Here is a 19106-nt window from a genome sequence, read left to right on the forward strand (position 1 = left end):
ATGTCTACAGTACGTCAAGATGCCTGGACACAAGATGAAGACTTGTTGTTGGCGGAAGTGGTCTTACGATATATTAGAGAAGGCGGTACACAGTTGACAGCATTTGAGGAAGTAGGAAAAAAGCTATCAAGAACATCTGCTGCCTGTGGATTTAGATGGAATTCTTATGTGAGAAAGCAATATGCTGCTGGTATAGAACTTGCTAAGAAACAGCGAAAAGAATTAAAAAAGGAACAGGCTATGCAACAACAGCACCCTGTTGAGGATCCCTATAGAGCCATCAATAATAAGCTATACCCAACTGACAATCTTACCATATCAGCAGTGATTAGCTATTTAAATCATTTGGAGCAGCTCGAAAATGAGTACACAAAAATGAAAGAAGAAAACATCAGTCTCCGAAAAAAAATAAATGAGCTTGAAGATGATGTGAAGCTGCTAGCAGAAGCAAAGCTTGCATTAGAATCATCGATGAATCTTGTAGAAGAGGATTATCGTGCCCTGATTGAAATTATGGAACGTGCTCGAAAAATGGTGGTTTTACAAGATGAAGATAAAAACAAAAAAGTGAAATTTCAAATGGACCGAAACGGTAATTTAGAAAGAGTTGAAAAATAAAAGGTAAAACAGTAAACCACTTCTTTTTCAAAAGGGTGGTTTTCTTTATGAGTTTCATAGGAGTATAATGGGGACTGACAGAAGAGTTTTGGGAGGGAAAGGTTTTGGTAAATAGTGAGCAAATCATCTTATTTGATGGTGTTTGCAATCTCTGCAATTCGGCAGTGACGTTTGTAATTAAAAGAGATAAAAATGAAGTCTTTAAATTTGCATCCCTGCAATCAGAAGCTGGAAAAAAGCTTCTAAGAAACAAATTCAATGCAAATGAAGAGTTTAATAGCTTTTTCCTCGTGCAAGGAGATAAAATCTACGATAAATCATCAGCCGCTCTTTATGTTGCCAAGGCATTAAACCTGCCATGGAAGTTTTTGTTTCCACTCATTCTTATTCCAAAACCTCTTAGAGACATGGTGTATTCTTTTATAGCAAACAACAGATACAAGTGGTTTGGAAAAAGTGAATCCTGCATGCTTCCAAGCCCAGAGCTAAAGAACCGATTTTTATGAAAGACTGTTTTCGTAAATATTGTTGCACCTGCGTATAGATAAGCATCTTGTTATCAATGTTGCTGTCGTGCTCTTTTCGTGGAGGAAGCTAAAATATGTGGCAACTTTTCTTCAAATAATGAATAGAAAAAGTCTTAATGCCGACTTTTTCTTAGGTTTTTTGCAACAATCTTTTAGAAAAGAGCTTTATGAAAAAATGCTATCACAGTAGTGGTGATAGCATTTTGCTAATTAATTATCTAAATCATCTAATGATAATGAAGCTTGAGGTCTGTCCTGAGCGGTGACGCCTTTTGGATACCAAACTAATGGATTTTCCCCAAGGTCACGCTGTACATCGTAATGAACGGCAGTAAAGCCCATTTTATTCCAGAAATCCTGAGACTTGATTCGTGGATTTGTTTTTATCGGCAAACCATAGCCCTTGGCAAATTCTACTAGTTCCTTCCCAAAGCCTTTTCTTTGATAGTTTGGAAGAACTTCTAGCTTCCAAAGCTCTAAATAGTCCTGACGCGGTTCAAAATATTGATCTAGTTCTTTTGAAATTTTGTAAAGGCTCATTCTTGCAACAAGCTTCTCTCCGTAATAGATACCATAAAATGGAGATTCGCTGTCATTGTCGATAATGTTTCCTTGAAGATCTTCTAGCATGGATAGCTCTTGGATGCCATATTCTCTAAACTGCTTAAATTCTTCTAATGTTTTATAGTTAATGGATAGTTTCTTTACTGACATACTTCTTCCCCCTTCAAAATCCTTCTTTAAATAAAGCGCTTACCACTATACTTATTAAGTAAAATGGTTTATTTTTATATTAATTATATAACAAAATAACAAAAAATTCTGCAATAATTTTAGAAAGCGTTTGCAAATGTAGCAGGAATTAAAAGAATTATGTAGAAATAATAGTTTGAGGAGGAATACTGCAAACGTTCAGAGGGAAAGGGGATTGTTACATGAAAAGGATATTGATAGCGAATCGAGGAGAAATAGCAGAACGAATTATCCGGACTTGCAACCGTCTTAATATAGAAACTGTTGCAATATATTCCGACGCAGATAAGGATATGCCATATGTTCAGCAGGCTACTATTGCCCGACATATTGGACAAGCGCCACCACAGCAATCCTACCTTAACGTCGAAAAAATCTTAGAGATTGCGATGGAGGAAAAAGTTGATGGTGTACATCCAGGATACGGCTTTCTATCGGAAAATGGAGATTTTTCAGAGGCGCTAAAAAAAGCTGGGTTACGTTTTATCGGCCCTGATGTAGAGGTTATTCGTTTGATGGGGGATAAGCTTTCCTCTCGAAGAGCCATGATTGAGGCAAGTGTACCAGTTGTGCCAGGTTCTAATGAACCAGTTGCCACACTAGAGGAAGCGTTAGAACTTGCTGAGGAGATTGGTTTCCCTGTTATGTTAAAGGCAAGCGGCGGTGGTGGGGGAATTGGCATGCACCGTTGTGAGAATAAGCAAGATATTGAAAATACATTTGAACAAACAAAAAAACGTGCCAAGGCTTATTTTAACAATGAAGATATGTTTATTGAAAAATATGTTGGTAACGGCAGGCACATTGAAGTGCAAATTTTTGGTGATGCACACGGAAACATTGTACATATGTTCGAGCGTAATTGTTCTGTACAAAGACGAAATCAAAAAGTAATTGAGGAAGCCCAAAGTCCAAATTTAAGCGAGGAAACAAGAGCGAAAATTTGCGAGGCTGCAGTGAAGGCTGGTAAACAGGTACACTACAAAAATGCAGGTACGGTGGAGTTCATTATGGATGAAAAAGAGAATTTTTATTTTCTAGAGATGAACACCAGACTTCAGGTAGAACACCCGATTACAGAGGCTATCACAGGTCTAGATTTAGTAGAATGGCAACTTCTTGTTGCAAGTGGTGAGAGATTACCACTTATGCAAGAGGAAATCTCCAGTAAAGGCCATGCTATTGAATTTAGACTTTATGCGGAAGATCCAGTGAAATTTTTTCCATCTCCAGGACTGATTACCACCTGGCATTTACCTGAAAGGGATGGAGTACGAATTGATAGTGGTTATGGACCAGACCTGAAAGTCACGCCATTTTATGATCCGATGATTGCGAAAATTATCGTTAGTGGCGAGACGAGGGAAGCAGCGATTCTGAAATCACTAGAATACCTTCAACAGGCTAAAGTAGAGGGCATTAAAACAAACCTTCCATTTTTAATTCGAGCCATACAGGAAAAAAGCTTCCAATCAGGAGACTATCATACTGGATTTATTCAAGAATTAAAACCTATAACAAACTAAAAAAATACAACATGATCTCAGGAGGAAAATGAAATGAAAAAAATAGAAGCATCGATGGCAGGTACAGTTTGGAAGGTACTAGTTCAAGCTGGGGAGGAAGTAAAAGCTGGTCAAACGGTCATTATTTTAGAATCTATGAAAATGGAAATACCTGTTGAAGTGATGATGGATGGTACTGTTGCTGCCATTAATATCGCAGAGGGCGACTTCGTTAATGACGGAGACATTTTATTGGAACTAGAATAACAGCTCTGACAACAAGGATGGGAGAAACGGAGGATACTTATGATAAAAACTGCAAATGAGCTTGAAAAGGAGTTTCAGGAAACAGTTGATACGATTAAAAGTGGCGGAAGTGAAAAATACCATGCCAAGTTAAGGGAACAAAACAAGCTATTTGTCCGTGATCGTCTTGCCCTATTATTTGATAACGGCCAGTATGAAGAGGACGGCCTTTTTGCGAACAATAAAGCACAAGGGTTACCAGCAGATGGAGTCGTCTGTGCCATAGGGAAAGTGAATGGACAAACGGTTTGTGTGATGGCTAATGATTCTACTATTAAAGCTGGTTCATGGGGAGCGCGGACGGTAGAAAAAATAATCAGAATACAAGAAACAGCGGAGAAGCTGAAGGTTCCTATTTTGTATCTTGTGGATTCTGCGGGTGCAAGAATCACAGACCAATTGGATATGTTTCCAAACCGCCGTGGTGCAGGAAAAATCTTTTATAATCAAGTAAAGCTTTCCGGAATGGTACCGCAAATTTGCTTGCTTTTTGGTCCATCAGCTGCTGGTGGTGCTTACATTCCAGCTTTCTGTGACATTGTTGTCATGGTAGATGGCAATGCTTCCATGTATCTTGGCTCACCAAGAATGGCTGAAAAAGTTATTGGGGAAAAAGTGACATTGGAAGAAATGGGTGGAGCGAGAATGCACTGCTCTGTAAGTGGATGTGGGGACGTGCTTGCAGCTACGGAAGAAGAAGCTATTTCTCATGCGCGCAACTACCTAAGCTATTTCCCTGCAAGTTACCAAGAAGTTTCTAAAGAAGTGGAGCCTGTTGCGCCAAAAGAAGGACGTTCTCTAACGGATATTATTCCCGTTAATCAGAACGCTCCCTTTGATATGTACGAAGCAATTGATCAGTTGATTGATGCCAATAGCTTCTTTGAAATTAAAAAGCTATTTGCCCCAGAATTGATTACTGGCCTAGCCAGAATAGATGGCAAAGTTGTAGGTATTATTGCAAACCAGCCTAAAGTAAAAGGTGGCGTGCTATTTGTAGATTCAGCTGACAAAGGTGCTAAGTTTATTCAGCTTTGTGATGCTTACCATATACCTCTACTATTTTTAGCGGATGTTCCAGGCTTTATGATTGGTACCAAGGTAGAACGAGCAGGAATTATTCGTCATGGAGCAAAGTTAATCGCTGCCATGAGCTCTGCTACTGTTCCAAAAATCTCAGTGGTAGTTAGGAAAGCTTATGGAGCAGGTCTTTATGCGATGGCAGGCCCTGCATTTGAGCCAGATTGTTGTATTGCCTTACCAACAGCGCAGATTGCGGTAATGGGACCTGAAGCAGCAGTGAATGCAGTGTATTCTAATAAGATTAATGAAATTGAAGATCCAAAGGAAAGAATCGCTTATGTTCAGCAAAAGCATCAAGAATATAAAGAACATATCGATATTTACAAGCTTGCTTCAGAAATGATTGTTGATGATATCGTGCAGGCGAAGGACCTGAGAGATGTCTTAATCAATCGATTCCATTACTATTCCAGCAAGCAGATGACTTTCTCGCAACGCAAGCACCCTGTTTACCCGGTTTAACCATTAGTTCAGGCCCAATTACGGGCTTGAACTTTTTTAATCGTGTTTTATATAGAAGGATTAATTGGTACAATAACAACAAATAGGTAATAAGAAGGAGTTTGTATGAGGATTGCCATTATTGGCGGAGGTGCAATAGGGCTTTTATTCTCTTATCATCTTCGCAAAGAGTTTCACGTCACTTTATATGTTAGAAGAGACGAGCAGCTTGCAAGAATTAGAGAGGAAGGAATCACACAATATAAAGAAGGAAAAGCTTGCAAACGGGATGTAAAAGTAGCTTTGATGGAGGAAGATACAGTCTTTTGTGAGGAGATTATTCTTGTTGCTGTTAAACAATATTCCCTTCCGAAGCTAATGGAGAAGATTAAGAATCAGGCAATAGACAAAACGGTTCTATTTTTACAAAACGGAATGTCGCATCTAGGGCATTTGGAAGATTTCAAACAGAAAGAAGTATTGCTAGGGGTCGTGGAGCACGGGGCAAAAAAACGAAGTGATGCAGCATATGAATGGACAGGAGTAGGTCAAACTAAGATTGCTGCTTTTCATTCGAGTGTAAACATAGAAAATATCCCTTTCTTAAATATTTGGCAGCAGCTACTGGGAGATGTCTTTCCTCTTGTATTTGAAAGAGACTATCATGATATGTTGATGTCAAAATTAATGGTAAATGCACTCATTAACCCAATCACTGCCATCCACCATGTGAAAAATGGTGAACTGTTACAAAATCCTCATTTATATAGCTTGATGAAATTGCTGTATAAGGAAGTGGACTTTTTAATCTCTCCAGATAAAAGAGAGGAAAAGTGGGAGCATGTGAAAAAGATTTGCCAAACAACTTCCTCTAATTTCTCGTCAATGGAAAGAGATATAAGGGAAGGAAGAAAAACAGAAGTTGATGCCATTTTAGGCTACATTTTAAATTTAGGAAAAAAACAAGGAAAAGCGCTCCCTATTACAGAATGTATGTATCAAAGCATTAAAGCTATGGAATGGAAACAGACAAGCGGCATCTAATCATCCGGTACAGTTTCATCAGCTTGTGAACTTATATGAAACGAGGTTGTTTTTTATGTCGGAATTGGTAGTAGGCTTAGTGGCTACATTTGTAACCATCCCAATAATTGCATTGTTCCTTTTTTATACTCTTGCTAAATTTATCACAAAAAATAATAAAAAGGCCTTTCACCTAGCAATCGATGGGACTACTTTCTTTTTTATTTTGGCCGTTCATTTTTTATTGGTGATTATTTGGAATCAAACCATGCTTTGGGTGGTCATGATTATCCTTTTGTTCAGCGCATTCCTTGTGGTGCTTGCCAATTATATCGTCAAACAAGAAATAGAGTTGAAAAGAGTGATAAAGGGATTTTGGAGACTAAATTTTCTTATGTTTTTCGTCGTTTATTCTCTCCTTTCCGTCTTCGGTATTCTCCAAAGAGTATATCACTCTTTTGTGTAAGCAATATTTTTTGAATGTATAACAATCAGTGCTATACTCATAAAGACTTAGCATATATGAACGATTAGAAAGGACGTACTTTATGAATGTAGTAGAAATATCTCTCCCTACTATTAATAAATTTTCATCCGCTTACATGGAGGGAGAAGAAAGCATCCTACGCTTCTTCACGTATAATCCCCATATTCAGCATACATATGAAAAAAGAAAAGAAAGCTTGAATAATAGAAACTATCCTAGAAATGAGCTTGCAGAACATCTTTTAGCATACAATGCATATTTTGATGCAGATCATCACACAAAAACAAATATTGAAAGATTAAAGGAAGCGAAAACGCAAGTAGTTATTGGCGGCCAACAGGCTGGTTTATTAACTGGACCTATTTATTCTATTTCTAAGATTATCAGTATCATCAAACTTGCTAGCGAACAAGAAGAAAAACTAGGGGTGCCTGTCATTCCTGTCTTTTGGATTGCTGGGGAGGATCACGATTATCAAGAAATTAATCATGTGTATTCTCCACTCGGGGAGAAAATGGAGAAATATGCTTTTTCTCTAAAGGGATCTGGTAAAAAAATGGTCTCTGAACTTGAGTTTAATAAGGAAGAATTGAAGGAATGGGCTAAAGAGGTAGTGAAAAGCTTTGGAGAAACTGCCCATACAGTGAACATTATCTCTTCGCTTGAAGATGCTCTTATTAAGTCTCAAAGCATTACCGACTTTTTTGCACACATCATAACTGAATTATTTAAAGGAACCGGTTTAGTTCTTGTAAATGCTTCTGACAAAAACTTAAGGAAAATTGAAACAAAATTCTTTTTAGAGCTCTTAGAAAAAAATAAAGAAATAACCAAAGGAGTTTTACACAGTCAGGAAAATCTCGAAAATCTCGGATATGCCCCACTCCTTGAAGTGAGCGAGGATTCGATGAACCTTTTTTATCATCGTAATGGGGAGAGAGAGCTCCTTTATTGGAATGAAAAAGAAGCGTACGCCACAACGAAAGATTCCGGCCTGAAGCTAACCTTGGAAGAACTTAAAAAGAAAATGGAAGAAGCTCCTGCACATTTTTCCAATAATGTTGTCACGAGACCCTTAATGCAAGAATTTCTGTTTCCAACACTGGCGTTTATCGGTGGTCCTGGAGAAATCAGCTATTGGGCAGAATTAAAGGATAGCTTTGAGGCTGTAAATTTAGAGATGCCCCCTGTTGTTCCAAGAATTTCTCTCACTTTCCTTGAACGGCATGTAGAAGCTTCATTAAAAAATCTAGAAGAGTCATTAACAGATGTACTAGAGAACGGTCTAGAAAGCAAAAAGAAAGCTTGGTTGTATCAAACAGAATTGCATCAATTAGAAGAAAAGCTAGCTCATTATCAAAAAGAATACCAAGAAGTGCATATGAAATTTAAAGACTTAGGCAATGATATGATGCCCCATCTTGAACCTGCTTTTGATAAAAACTGGCGTCTTATTGACAGGCAGTTCTCCTATTTACAACGTTTGATGGAACGATCTGCTTATGAAAAACATGAAAACATCATGAAAAAATATGAAAAAGTGGAGCTTGCGCTACGGCCGCAAGGGATGCCGCAGGAAAGAGTTTGGAATATCTTTTATTTCCTGAACACCTATGGAACCGACCTCATCCATAGAGTCTGTCAACTTCCACTCCACCACAACGGAAAACATAAAGTAATTAAATTATAGGGAAAGCAGCGGAAATTCCGTTGCTTTTTTTTATGTCTTTTTTCTGACAATCAAACAAAATAAAAAGGACTGTTTTTGTAGAAACAAAGAAAAACAACACAGTTTTAAGCTCAGTCGAAGCCAAAAAAAGTCAAGTTCATCCCGAATTCGTTCTTTTGTCAAAAAATGTTGTAAAAAGATGAAAAACGAAAAAAAATTAGGCTTAAAGGATTTTCTTTTAGGGAAGAGAATAGTACAATAAAGTAAGTGGTGAGAAGTGGGGGATTGTGGGGGAAAGTAGAAGAAAGGTGGGAAAGCCGAATGTTCATGGGGGAATATAATCATACAATTGATGCAAAAGGCCGGATGATCGTGCCTGCAAAGTTCCGTGAACACTTAGGTGAAACCTTCGTTCTTACAAGAGGTTTAGACAAATGCCTCTTTGGATACCCACTTTCTGATTGGAGTACTGTTGAAGAAAAGTTAAAGCAGCTTCCACTTACGAAAAAGGATGCCCGTGCATTTACACGATTCTTCTTTTCAGGAGCTTCTGAATGTGAATTGGACAAACAGGGGCGTGTCAATATTGCTAGCCCGCTTGTTCAATATGCACAACTGGAAAAAGATTGCGTAGTGATTGGAGTATCTAACAGAATTGAAATCTGGAGCAGGGAAAACTGGAATGCATTTGTGGAAGAATCGGAAGACTCCTTCGCAGAAATTGCAGAAAACCTCGTGGATTTTGACTTATAAAAAAGGGATAGATTATATACAGCTTGGATAATTCAACAATAACTTAGAGAAAATAGTGAAAGAATTAGCAGCATCAAGAAGTTAACAGCCATGAGCTAGAAAGGCGGTGGAGAATGTTTCACCATGTAACAGTTTTATTAAATGAATCCGTAGATTCTCTTGCCATTAAAGAAGATGGTATTTATGTGGATTGTACGCTTGGAGGAGCAGGTCACAGCTCTGAGATTGTGAAGAGGCTTTCTGATAAAGGTAAACTGATTGCTTTCGATCAAGATGACAGCGCGCTCGAACATGCCAAAGGTGTGTTACATAACTATCTAGACAGAGTGATCTTTATTAAAAGTAACTTCAAACACCTAAAAGAAAAATTATATGAAGAAGGCATAACGAAAGTAGATGGCGTTCTCTTTGACCTTGGAGTTTCCTCTCCGCAACTTGATACACCTGAGAGAGGGTTTAGCTACCATCATGATGCGCCATTAGATATGAGGATGGATACGAAAAGTCCATTAAGTGCATTTGATGTGGTCAATGAATGGCCGTACGAAAAGCTCGTTCGTATTTTCTTTCAATACGGCGAAGAAAAGTTCTCCAAACAAATTGCTAGAAAAATTGAAGAATATCGAAAGACAAAACCGATTCCTACCACGTTGGAACTTGTAGAAATTATTAAGGATGGCATTCCGGCACCAGCAAGAAGAACAGGCGGGCATCCAGCAAAAAGAGTGTTTCAAGCCATCCGAATTGCAGTCAATGATGAGTTAGGTGTGTTTGAGGATGCCATTCATCAAGCAATAGATGTGCTGAACCCAGGAGGAAGAGTATGTGTCATCACCTTCCACTCCTTAGAAGATAGAATTTGTAAGGTGGCATTTAAAGAGAAAAGTCAATTGCCCCAGTTACCACCAGGGTTGCCTATCATTCCGGATGAGTTTCAGCCGATATTAAAGCTTGTATCACGAAAGCCTATCCTGCCAAGTGAAGAAGAGCTAGAAGTAAATAATCGTGCAAGATCAGCGAAACTGCGAGTTGCAGAAAAAATAAGAGACTAAAAAAAGAGTCAGGGGGAATGAGGATGAGTAATTTAGCGCATAAAATTCAACGGCAACATGAAGAACGTAGACAACAAGCACCAAAAAAGAAAGTCGCAATTAAAAAGCAAGCAAAGATTACCTTAGGGGAAAAAGTGTTAGGTTGTATGTTTGTTGGAATGGTAGCATTTACGTCGTTAACGATTGTGAATAATCATGTGGAAATTTATCATGTGAACAGAGAAATCCAGACGATGGAAGGTTCTATTGAGTCCCAATTAAAAACAAACCGTGAATTAGAATTAAGAGTAGCTGAAGAAAGCAGTTACGAGGTTATTTTAGAAAAAGCCAAGGAGCTTGGCCTTACTTTAAATGGAAATAATGTTAAGAACGTAGGCAACTAATGAGTACCCAAAACTTAGTTCAAAAAAAGAGAATTCATTTAGGAGCAGCAATTTTACTTGTGTTATTTGCTTTGCTCTTTTTTCTATTAATTGGGCGTTTTTTCTACCTTCAGGCTACCGGAGAAGCTCATGGTCAAAATCTTTCTGCTGAAGCTAGTGACAGATACAACGTTAATAAGGAAATCACAGCAACAAGAGGTGCTATTTTAGACCGAACAGGAAAGCCTATCGCTGAAGATACGCCTTCCTTTAATCTCGTTGCTGTGTTAGATGAAAGCTTGACTGTCGATGAAGAAGAGCCTCGTCATGTTGTCAAACCAGAGGAAACAGCTGCTAAACTCGCTGAAGTTCTTGAAGCTGATTCTGGCATAATTTTAGAAAAACTCTTATCAGAAAAAAAACAAGTTGAATTTGGTGCGATCGGAAGAGATTTGCCTCTTTCTGTCAAGAAGGAGATAGAAGATTTAGAGCTTCCTGGTATTGGTTTTGTAGAAAGCTCCAAACGATTTTATTTCAATGGGAAGTTTGCTAGTCACCTAATCGGTTTTGCAAGACCAAATGATGATGGGGAAATTAAAGGAGTATCAGGCTTAGAGAAAATGTTAGAGGATGAATTAAAAGAACAAAATGGCTCATTGTCCGTAAAAACAGATAATAAAGGCTTTAAGCTATCAATGAATTCTGATGTTTCCTATGCACCTGCCATCAATGGTAATAATGTACATCTTACTTTAGACCGCACGATTCAAACTTTTCTAGAAGAAGCAATGAACAATGTGGTGAAAGAGTACCAACCAGAACGAATTATTGCGATTGTAGCTGATCCGAAAACCGGAAAAATTTTAGCGATGGGATCCAGACCGACCTTTGATTTGAACACAAGAGAAGGACTTACGGATAATTGGAATAATGATGCCATTTCGTACCGCTATGAGCCAGGCTCCACGATGAAGATTTTCTCGCTTGCAGCTGCGATAGAAGAGGGAGTTTTTAACGGTAACGAGCTATATGAATCAGGCTCCTACAAACTCCCAAATGATCCATTTCCAGTTTATGATCATAATAGAATTGGCTGGGGAGTTATTTCTTTTAAGGAAGGCGTACAGCGTTCATCCAATGTAGCGTTTGCGTTGCTTGCTGAAAAAATGGGAACAGATAAACTATTAGAATATATAAAAGCATTCGGAATGGATAGTCCAACAGGGATAGATCTTCCAGATGAGGTATCAAGTAACATCAACTATCACTATCATCGAGACCGGATATCAACCGCTTTTGGACAAGGCTCTGCATTTACTCCTATCCAGCAAATTCAAGCGGCAACGGCCATTGCCAATGGTGGGAAAATGATGAGGCCTTACGTGATTAACAAAATAGTTAATCCTAATACTAATGAAGTGGTATTAGAAAACAAACCAAAACAACAAGGTAAACCGATTTCTGAGGATACAGCTTCTAAAGTATTAGAAGTGCTTGAATCTGTAGTGAGTGCGGAAAATGGAACTGGTCGTCCATATAGTGTGGATGGCTATAAGGTCGCTGCAAAAACTGGAACCGCACAAATTCCTGGTCCTGGAGGCTATTTATCAGGTCATGGAGAGTACATCTATTCCATTATGGGGATGGCTCCCGCAGATGACCCAGAACTTATTATGTATGTTGCAGTAGAAAAGCCCAAGATTGCGCAGCATGAAAATGGTGCTGGTCCAGTCTCAGGGGTGTTTAATTCTGTGATGAAAAGAAGTCTTCAATACATGAGCATTCAACCTGATGAGAATCAAGTCTCTACACCGAAAAAGAAGAAGGTAGGTGTGAAGGTTCCTGAGCTTGTTGGGAAGAATGTGACGCAAGTTTCTTCTGAGAGTCAAGGACCAGACTATGTGGTTGTAGGAGAAGGGAAGGAAATTATCAAACAAAGCCCTCAACCTGGTCAGGAAGTCATTAAAGGAGAGAGAGTCATTTTAATAACAGAGGCTTCTCCACCTATTCCTGATATGACTGGTTGGAGTCTAAGAGATGTTAGGAAATTATCTAATTTACTTGACCTCGACATTTCTGTAAAGGGCAATGGGTATGTGCATGAGCAAAGCATCATACCTGGAACCCCTGTGGAAAAAGGAAATGAACTGACGGTAACCCTTCGTACGAACAGACCGATACCACAAACGGAAGCAGAAGAGGAAGCTTCCGAAGATAATAATTCAGAGGGTGAATAAAGTGCAATTTACTGCTTTGCAGAAGGATGGACACCTCCTTTAGCAAAGCAGTTTTTCTGTTCTAAGGTTTCTTTTTGTGAGATGTTGAAAAGTTCTATCCCTTCAAGTACAAGCATATATTACTACGAATATAGTGGGCTCATAGTGGTATGAGCTTTCGATGCAAACTTTTAAAGGGGGAACGGAATAGATGAGGGTATCTCATGTGACGGTGCGCAGAAGACTAACCATCGTACTTCTTGTAGGAATTCTGCTGTTCAGTATCATTGATCTGCGCTTAGGGTATGTTCAAATTGCACTTGGGAATATGTTAACGGACAGGGCGAGGGATTCATGGAGTCGCAATATTCCCTTTGAACCAGAGCGTGGGGAGATTATGGATCGAAACGGGGTTCCACTAGCAACCAACATGAGTGCACCAACCGTTTTTGTCGTTCCTAGACAAATTAAAGACCCGAATGAAACCGCCGAAAAACTTGCACCTGTCTTAAACATGTCGAAAGAGAAGTTGTACAAGCTGATCACGAAAAACTCTTCGATGGAAAAAATTAATCCAGAAGGAAGAAAAATCTCCCACGAAAAAGCAAAGGAAATACGAGCGCTCGATTTAAAAGGAGTATATATTGCAGAGGATTCGAAAAGGCACTATCCTTTTGGAAGCTATCTTTCCCATGTTCTTGGTTTTGCAGGGATTGACAACCAAGGGCTGATGGGTTTAGAGCTATATTATGATGAGCAATTAAAGGGCGAAAAAGGCTATGTTCAATTCTATTCCGATGCAAAAGGAAGAAGAATGCCAGATATTCCGGATGATTATGAGGCACCACAGGATGGACTAGACCTTAGACTAACGATTGATTCACGGGTTCAAACCATTATGGAAAGGGAGCTTGATCTCGCACAAGAATTGTACAACCCAGATGGAATCATTGCCATTGCAATGGACCCAAACACTGGCGAAATCCTCGGAATGTCGTCTAGACCTGATTTTGATCCTGCAGAATTTCAAAGTGTTGCTCCAGAAGTGTATAACAGAAATCTGCCTGTTTGGAGTACGTATGAGCCAGGATCTACCTTTAAAATTATCACACTTGCTGCTGCTCTTGAGGAGAGCAAAGTAAACTTAACAAAAGATACATTTAATGATGGGGGCGCAGCGATGGTAGATGGTGCAAGGCTTCGTTGTTGGAAAAAAGGTGGGCATGGCCATCAGACATTTTTAGAGGTTGTCCAAAATTCATGCAACCCTGGGTTTGTAGAGCTCGGTCAACGTCTTGGTACGGACAAACTCTTTGATTATATTAAATCGTTTGGATTTGGAGAAAAAACAGGGATTGACCTAGCTGGAGAGGGAAAAGGGATTCTTTTTAAACCGGAGCAGATTGGACCAGTGGAGCTTGCAACCACAGCATTTGGTCAAGGGGTATCTGTTACTCCGATCCAGCAGGTTGCTGCAGTGGCTGCTGCGGTTAATGGAGGTATCCTCTATACACCTTATATTGCAAAGGAGTTTGTGGATCCTGTAACAGGTGAGGTGGTTTCAAGAAAAACTCCCGTGGAGAAACGCAGAGTTATTTCAGAGGAAACCTCTCAACAGGTAAGGTATGCCCTTGAGAGTGTGGTGGCGCAAGGAACTGGCCGAAATGCATTCATTGAAGGCTATCGAGTGGGCGGGAAAACAGGGACAGCTCAAAAAGTGAAGGATGGAAGGTATATGGAGAATAATCATATTGTTTCCTTCATTGGTTTCGCTCCAGCTGATGATCCTCAAATTGTTGTCTATCTTGCTGTGGATAATCCTAAGGGGACGGTTCAATTCGGTGGGGTAGTAGCAGCACCAATTGTCGGGAATATAATGGAGGATAGCCTAATTGCCCTGGATGTGGAAAAAAGAAAAGGTCAAATTGAAAAAGAACTCCAATGGCCAGACGTCCCGCTTGTAGAAGTTCCCAACCTAAAAGGAATGACTAGAAAAGAAATACTTCAGCAGCTTGTAACACTCAAGCTAGAAGTTAGCGGAGAAGGGGATACCGTTGTCCAGCAAGCACCTGCACCTGGGACAAAAGTAGAGGAAGGTTCCACGGTGAGAGTGTATCTATCTGGAAAGAAAGAGAGCGATTGAACCAAAAATACTGTTTTAGAAAGATAGGTGTCATTGGTTTATTTTTCCTAAATAGGATAGAATGGAATTATAAAGTAAAGTAGCAGTTAGGTTTAAGATTACCAAAGGGGTCTGATCTACATGAAGCTTCAACATCTAATAGAAAATCTTCATCGATATGAAGTGTCCTCTGAATGTAACCCTGAAATCACCTCCCTTTCCATGGATTCTAGGAACGTGAGGAAGGGGAGTTTATTCTTTTGTATAAAAGGGTACACGGTTGATGGGCATTTATTCGCTTCTGAAGCCATTAAAAATGGTGCTGTAGCAATCATCTCTGAAAAAAAACTGACATTGTCCGCACCGGTAATTGTCGTTCCTGATTCCAAAAAAGCGATGGCAATTTTAGCGGATGTCTTTTACCACCACCCAACTCATAAGATAAAACTAATAGGTGTTACAGGTACGAATGGCAAAACCACCACCACTCATATTATTGAAGCTATTCATCAAGCGTATAATCAAAAAACAGGAATGATTGGCACCATCTATATGAAAATCGGAAATGAAACTTTTCCTGTCAAAAATACTACTCCAGATGCCTTAACACTTCAGGAGTCCTTTCACCAAATGGTAGAGGAAAATGTTCAAACGGTTGTAATGGAAGTTTCTTCTCATGCGCTCCACATGGGAAGGGTGCATGGCTGTGACTTTGATGTTGCTGTTTTTACCAATTTAACGCAAGACCACCTTGACTATCATCAAACCATGCAGGAATATCAATTCGCAAAATCGTTGCTATTTTCTTCACTAGGAAACACATACAACCAAGGTAAACCAAAATTTGCTGTATTAAATGCGGATGATCCTTCGTGTGAATTCTATAAAACGGCTACTGCCGCTCAAGTTTTAACATACGGTATCACCGAAACTAGTGATATTATGGCCAAAAATGTTGTTGCCACGGCCAAAGGTACTGCTTTTGACCTTGTATTTGATAACAGGGTTATTCCAGTGCGTTTAAAAATGGTAGGACAATTCAGTGTCTATAATGCGCTAGCTGCAATTAGTGCTTGCTATGCTTCGAATATCCCCATGGAAACAATTGTTCCTGTAGTAGAGAGCATTACGGGAGTTCCAGGAAGATTTGAAGCAATAGAAGCAGGTCAGGATTTCACCGTCATTGTTGATTACGCTCACACACCCGATAGCCTAGAAAATGTACTAAAAGCAACAAAAGAGCTGTCAGGCGAAAACCTCTATTGCGTAGTTGGTTGTGGTGGTGATCGTGATCGAACTAAACGGCCGTTAATGGCAGCTGTTGCAGTAAATTATGCGAATAAAGCGGTTTTTACATTAGATAATCCAAGATCAGAAGCAATTTCACAAATTTTTGCTGATATGGAAGCTGGTGTATTAAACAAAAAGTACGAGATTATTGAAGATCGAAAGAAAGCTATTTACCAAGTTATATCGGAAGCAAAAGCAGGAGATGTTGTTTTAATAGCTGGAAAAGGACATGAAACCTATCAAATTATTGGTGAGAGGACGCTCGAATTTGATGACAGAAAAGTAGCCCTTGAAGCCATACAGGCAAAAAAAAGTTCATAGTCTAAAATATAACGGGTAATGAGTCATCAAAGCTCCTACATTCGTTTCGTTTTCATTACAAATGAAAAAAAGTATTTTCATGAGCATAAAAAAAAGATAAAATTTATGTTTGGTACACTGAAATTAATAATGTGTTTCATTATCAAGACAAAATGGTATTATTCATCATAGTTGATGATAATACCTCTTATTTTGCTAAAAGAAAGGAGGGAATAACGATGCAACAACAGGTTATTTTATTTGCAATCGTTATATCTTTTTTAATTACTGTACTTTTATCACCAATTTTTATTCCCTTCCTGCGAAGGCTGAAGTTTGGTCAAAGCATCAGGGAAGAAGGACCACAATCACATCTCGTAAAAACTGGAACACCGACAATGGGTGGGATTATGATACTACTTTCCATAGTAGTAACGACACTTGTTATAACAGGTACCTTTGCTGAAGCATCTGTTGAGACGTATCTTTTACTCTTTGTAACAGTGGGATACGGGTTACTTGGCTTTTTGGATGACTTTATTAAAGTCGTGTTGAAAAGAAACCTAGGCTTAACTTCCTTGCAAAAACTAATTGGGCAAATTGTGATTGCCGTTGTTTTTTATTTCGTTTTTGTTCAATTTGATTTTTCCACAGCGGTTAGCATTCCTGGTACGGATATCTCTATTGAACTTGGATTTTTCTATGTTCTTTTTCTTATATTCTGGTTAGTTGGTTTTTCTAATGCAGTCAATCTAACGGATGGTCTGGACGGCCTTGTTTCAGGCACAGCTTCGGTGGCTTTTGGAGCATTTGCTGTTCTAGCATGGTACCAGTCACAATTTGAAGTATCCATCTTTGCAGTAGCAGTTGTAGGGGCGCTCCTTGGCTTCTTAGTTTTCAATGCACATCCTGCAAAAGTATTCATGGGCGATACTGGCTCACTTGCACTAGGTGGAGCGATCGCTACAGTCGCAGTCTTATTGAAACTTGAAATCATTCTTATTATTATAGGAGGAGTATTCGTCATTGAAACTCTTTCCGTTATCATACAAGTTATTTCCTTTAAGGCAACTGGAAAAAGGGTCTTTAAAATGAGTCCATTGCATCACCATTATGAACTAGTTGGCTGGTCTGAGTGGCGCGTTGTGGTAACTTTCTGGACAGTAGGACTATTGTTTTCAATCCTTGGAATTTATCTAGAGGTGTGGATCTGATATGAAACAACTTAATCACTATGCGAATAAACATGTTTTAGTGCTGGGGCTTGCAAAAAGTGGTACTGCCACAGCGGAATTATTACATAAACTAGGTGCCAAAGTAACCGTGAATGACAAAAGTCCTCTTGAAGGAAATACACATGCACAGCATTTGCTTTCACTTGGAATGGATGTTGTTTGTGGAGGGCATCCTCTTTCTCTATTGGATCAAAAGATTGATGTCATTTACAAAAACCCTGGAATTCCTTATAACAATACACTGCTTGTGGAAGCAGAAAAGAAAGGCATTCCAATCTATACAGAAGTGGAGCTTGCTTATGAATTAAGTGAAGCTCCATTTATCGCTATCACAGGTTCTAATGGCAAAACTACGACGACAACGTTGATTCATGAGATGCTGACAGCTTCTAATAAAAATCCGTTGATTGCCGGTAACATTGGGAATGTAGCAGTAGAGGTTGCACAGGAGGCAACCGAACAGAATGTGATGGTAACAGAATTGTCCTCGTTTCAACTGATGGGCATTGAAAGCTTTCGCCCTAAAGTTTCCATTCTGCTAAACATATTTGAGGCGCATCTCGATTATCATGGAACTCTAGAAGAATATGGAAGAGCCAAAGCGAGAATTTTTATGAATCAAACAAGTGAAGACTTTGCTGTTGTAAATGCTGACGACAAGAAGGTCATGGAGCTTGTAAAAGGTTCTGGTGCTACCATTGTGCCTTTTTCAACGAAAAGTAAAGTTGAGGACGGGGCATACATGGACGCTGGAGTGGTTTATTTTAAAGGCGAACCAATAATAGAGGTCGAAGAGATTGTACTACCAGGGAAGCATAATCTTGAAAATATTTTAGCTGCTATTTCAGCTGTTAAGCTATTTAATGGTACAAATGAAGGGATTAAAGCTGTGTTAACGACTTTCAGCGGAGTAAAGCATCGCTTGCAATTCGTAGAAAGCTATCAAGGCAGAAGGTTTTATAATGATTCTAAAGCAACGAATATTCTTTCCACACAGGCTGCACTTTCTTCATTTGAAGACAATGTGATTTTGCTTGCAGGCGGACTAGATCGTGGAAATGAGTTTGATGACCTTTTGCCAGCTCTTAAAAATGTCAAAGCTCTTGTGACGTTTGGAGAAACTGCAGAAAAATTGAAAAAGATTGCCAAGAAGGCTGGAATAAATCAAGTAAAACATGTCGATAATGTGGAAAAAGCCGTACCGGTAGCCTATGAATTGTCAGAAAGTGGAGATGTTATCCTGTTGTCCCCTGCTTGTGCAAGCTGGGACCAATATAAAACATTTGAACAACGTGGAGACATTTTTATAGAAGCGGTGCATAAGCTTAAGTAAGGGCTTGGCCACATGTGTGTTGGAAGTGAGT

Annotated in this window: 17 protein-coding genes; 16 read left to right on the top strand and 1 reads right to left on the bottom strand. The window is 39.1% G+C overall.

Translation table 11 applies throughout. The features are described from left to right. Both FIU87_RS08620 and FIU87_RS08625 read left to right on the top strand, forming a co-directional pair. Complete coding sequence (locus FIU87_RS08620) at window positions 1–618, top strand: RsfA family transcriptional regulator (protein ID WP_152444213.1); 618 nt, start codon at window positions 1–3, stop codon at window positions 616–618. Window positions 619–722: 104 nt separating this feature from the next. Further along, a complete protein-coding gene (locus FIU87_RS08625) occupies window positions 723–1124 on the top strand; it encodes a thiol-disulfide oxidoreductase DCC family protein (RefSeq protein WP_152444214.1) in 402 nt (133 codons plus the stop codon). 231 nt (window positions 1125–1355) lie between these two features. Here FIU87_RS08625 and FIU87_RS08630 read toward each other — a convergent pair whose 3' ends face one another. After that, a complete protein-coding gene (locus FIU87_RS08630) occupies window positions 1356–1859 on the bottom strand; it encodes an N-acetyltransferase (RefSeq protein ID WP_152444215.1) in 504 nt (167 codons plus the stop codon). A gap of 221 nt (window positions 1860–2080) precedes the next feature. On the opposite strand from FIU87_RS08630, the gene FIU87_RS08635 reads away from it, so the two are divergent. The 14 genes from FIU87_RS08635 to murD all read left to right on the top strand — a co-directional run bounded on the left by FIU87_RS08635 (window position 2081) and on the right by murD (window position 19075). Then, window positions 2081–3424, top strand: a complete 1344-nt coding sequence (locus tag FIU87_RS08635; protein WP_152444216.1) for an acetyl-CoA carboxylase biotin carboxylase subunit — start codon at window positions 2081–2083, stop codon at window positions 3422–3424. 33 nt (window positions 3425–3457) lie between these two features. Next, entirely contained in the window at window positions 3458–3670 is a 213-nt protein-coding gene (locus FIU87_RS08640) for an acetyl-CoA carboxylase biotin carboxyl carrier protein subunit (protein WP_152444217.1), read from the top strand. Window positions 3671–3709: 39 nt separating this feature from the next. Next, a complete protein-coding gene (locus FIU87_RS08645) occupies window positions 3710–5254 on the top strand; it encodes an acyl-CoA carboxylase subunit beta (protein ID WP_152444218.1) in 1545 nt (514 codons plus the stop codon). Between the two features lie 105 nt (window positions 5255–5359). Continuing rightward, a complete protein-coding gene (locus tag FIU87_RS08650; protein WP_152444219.1) occupies window positions 5360–6277 on the top strand; it encodes a 2-dehydropantoate 2-reductase in 918 nt (305 codons plus the stop codon). A 55-nt stretch (window positions 6278–6332) separates the two neighbouring features. Then, window positions 6333–6722, top strand: coding sequence for a DUF3397 domain-containing protein (locus FIU87_RS08655; protein ID WP_152444220.1), 390 nt, complete (start codon window positions 6333–6335; stop codon window positions 6720–6722). Window positions 6723–6804: 82 nt separating this feature from the next. Further along, window positions 6805–8433, top strand: a complete 1629-nt coding sequence (gene bshC, locus FIU87_RS08660) for a bacillithiol biosynthesis cysteine-adding enzyme BshC (protein WP_152444221.1) — start codon at window positions 6805–6807, stop codon at window positions 8431–8433. 300 nt (window positions 8434–8733) lie between these two features. Further along, on the top strand, window positions 8734–9165 hold the full coding sequence (mraZ, locus tag FIU87_RS08665) for a division/cell wall cluster transcriptional repressor MraZ (RefSeq protein ID WP_152444222.1): 432 nt from the start codon (window positions 8734–8736) through the stop codon (window positions 9163–9165). 113 nt (window positions 9166–9278) lie between these two features. Then, window positions 9279–10217, top strand: a complete 939-nt coding sequence (gene rsmH, locus FIU87_RS08670) for a 16S rRNA (cytosine(1402)-N(4))-methyltransferase RsmH (RefSeq protein ID WP_152444223.1) — start codon at window positions 9279–9281, stop codon at window positions 10215–10217. A gap of 23 nt (window positions 10218–10240) precedes the next feature. Then, window positions 10241–10600, top strand: a complete 360-nt coding sequence (gene ftsL / locus FIU87_RS08675) for a cell division protein FtsL (RefSeq protein ID WP_152444224.1) — start codon at window positions 10241–10243, stop codon at window positions 10598–10600. After that, window positions 10600–12816, top strand: a complete 2217-nt coding sequence (locus FIU87_RS08680) for a penicillin-binding protein (RefSeq protein ID WP_152444225.1) — start codon at window positions 10600–10602, stop codon at window positions 12814–12816. The genes ftsL and FIU87_RS08680 overlap by 1 nt, the downstream gene beginning before the upstream one ends. A 190-nt stretch (window positions 12817–13006) precedes the next feature. Then, on the top strand, window positions 13007–14938 hold the full coding sequence (locus FIU87_RS08685) for a stage V sporulation protein D (protein ID WP_152444226.1): 1932 nt from the start codon (window positions 13007–13009) through the stop codon (window positions 14936–14938). A 120-nt stretch (window positions 14939–15058) separates the two neighbouring features. Then, window positions 15059–16528 carry a UDP-N-acetylmuramoyl-L-alanyl-D-glutamate--2,6-diaminopimelate ligase gene (locus tag FIU87_RS08690; protein WP_152444227.1) on the top strand — a complete coding sequence of 490 codons (1470 nt, stop codon included), beginning with the start codon at window positions 15059–15061 and terminating at the stop codon, window positions 16526–16528. Between the two features lie 218 nt (window positions 16529–16746). After that, window positions 16747–17721: a phospho-N-acetylmuramoyl-pentapeptide-transferase gene (gene mraY, locus FIU87_RS08695; RefSeq protein ID WP_152444228.1), complete on the top strand. Its 975-nt coding sequence runs from the start codon at window positions 16747–16749 to the stop codon at window positions 17719–17721. A 1-nt stretch (window position 17722) separates the two neighbouring features. Continuing rightward, the gene (murD, locus tag FIU87_RS08700; RefSeq protein WP_152444229.1) at window positions 17723–19075 is read left to right on the top strand and encodes a UDP-N-acetylmuramoyl-L-alanine--D-glutamate ligase; all 1353 of its coding nucleotides are present in this window, start codon (window positions 17723–17725) and stop codon (window positions 19073–19075) included. Window positions 19076–19106: the final 31 nt, after the last annotated feature.

The organism is Bacillus sp. THAF10, from assembly GCF_009363695.1.
Taxonomy (GTDB): Bacteria; Bacillota; Bacilli; order Bacillales; family Bacillaceae_I; genus Sutcliffiella_A.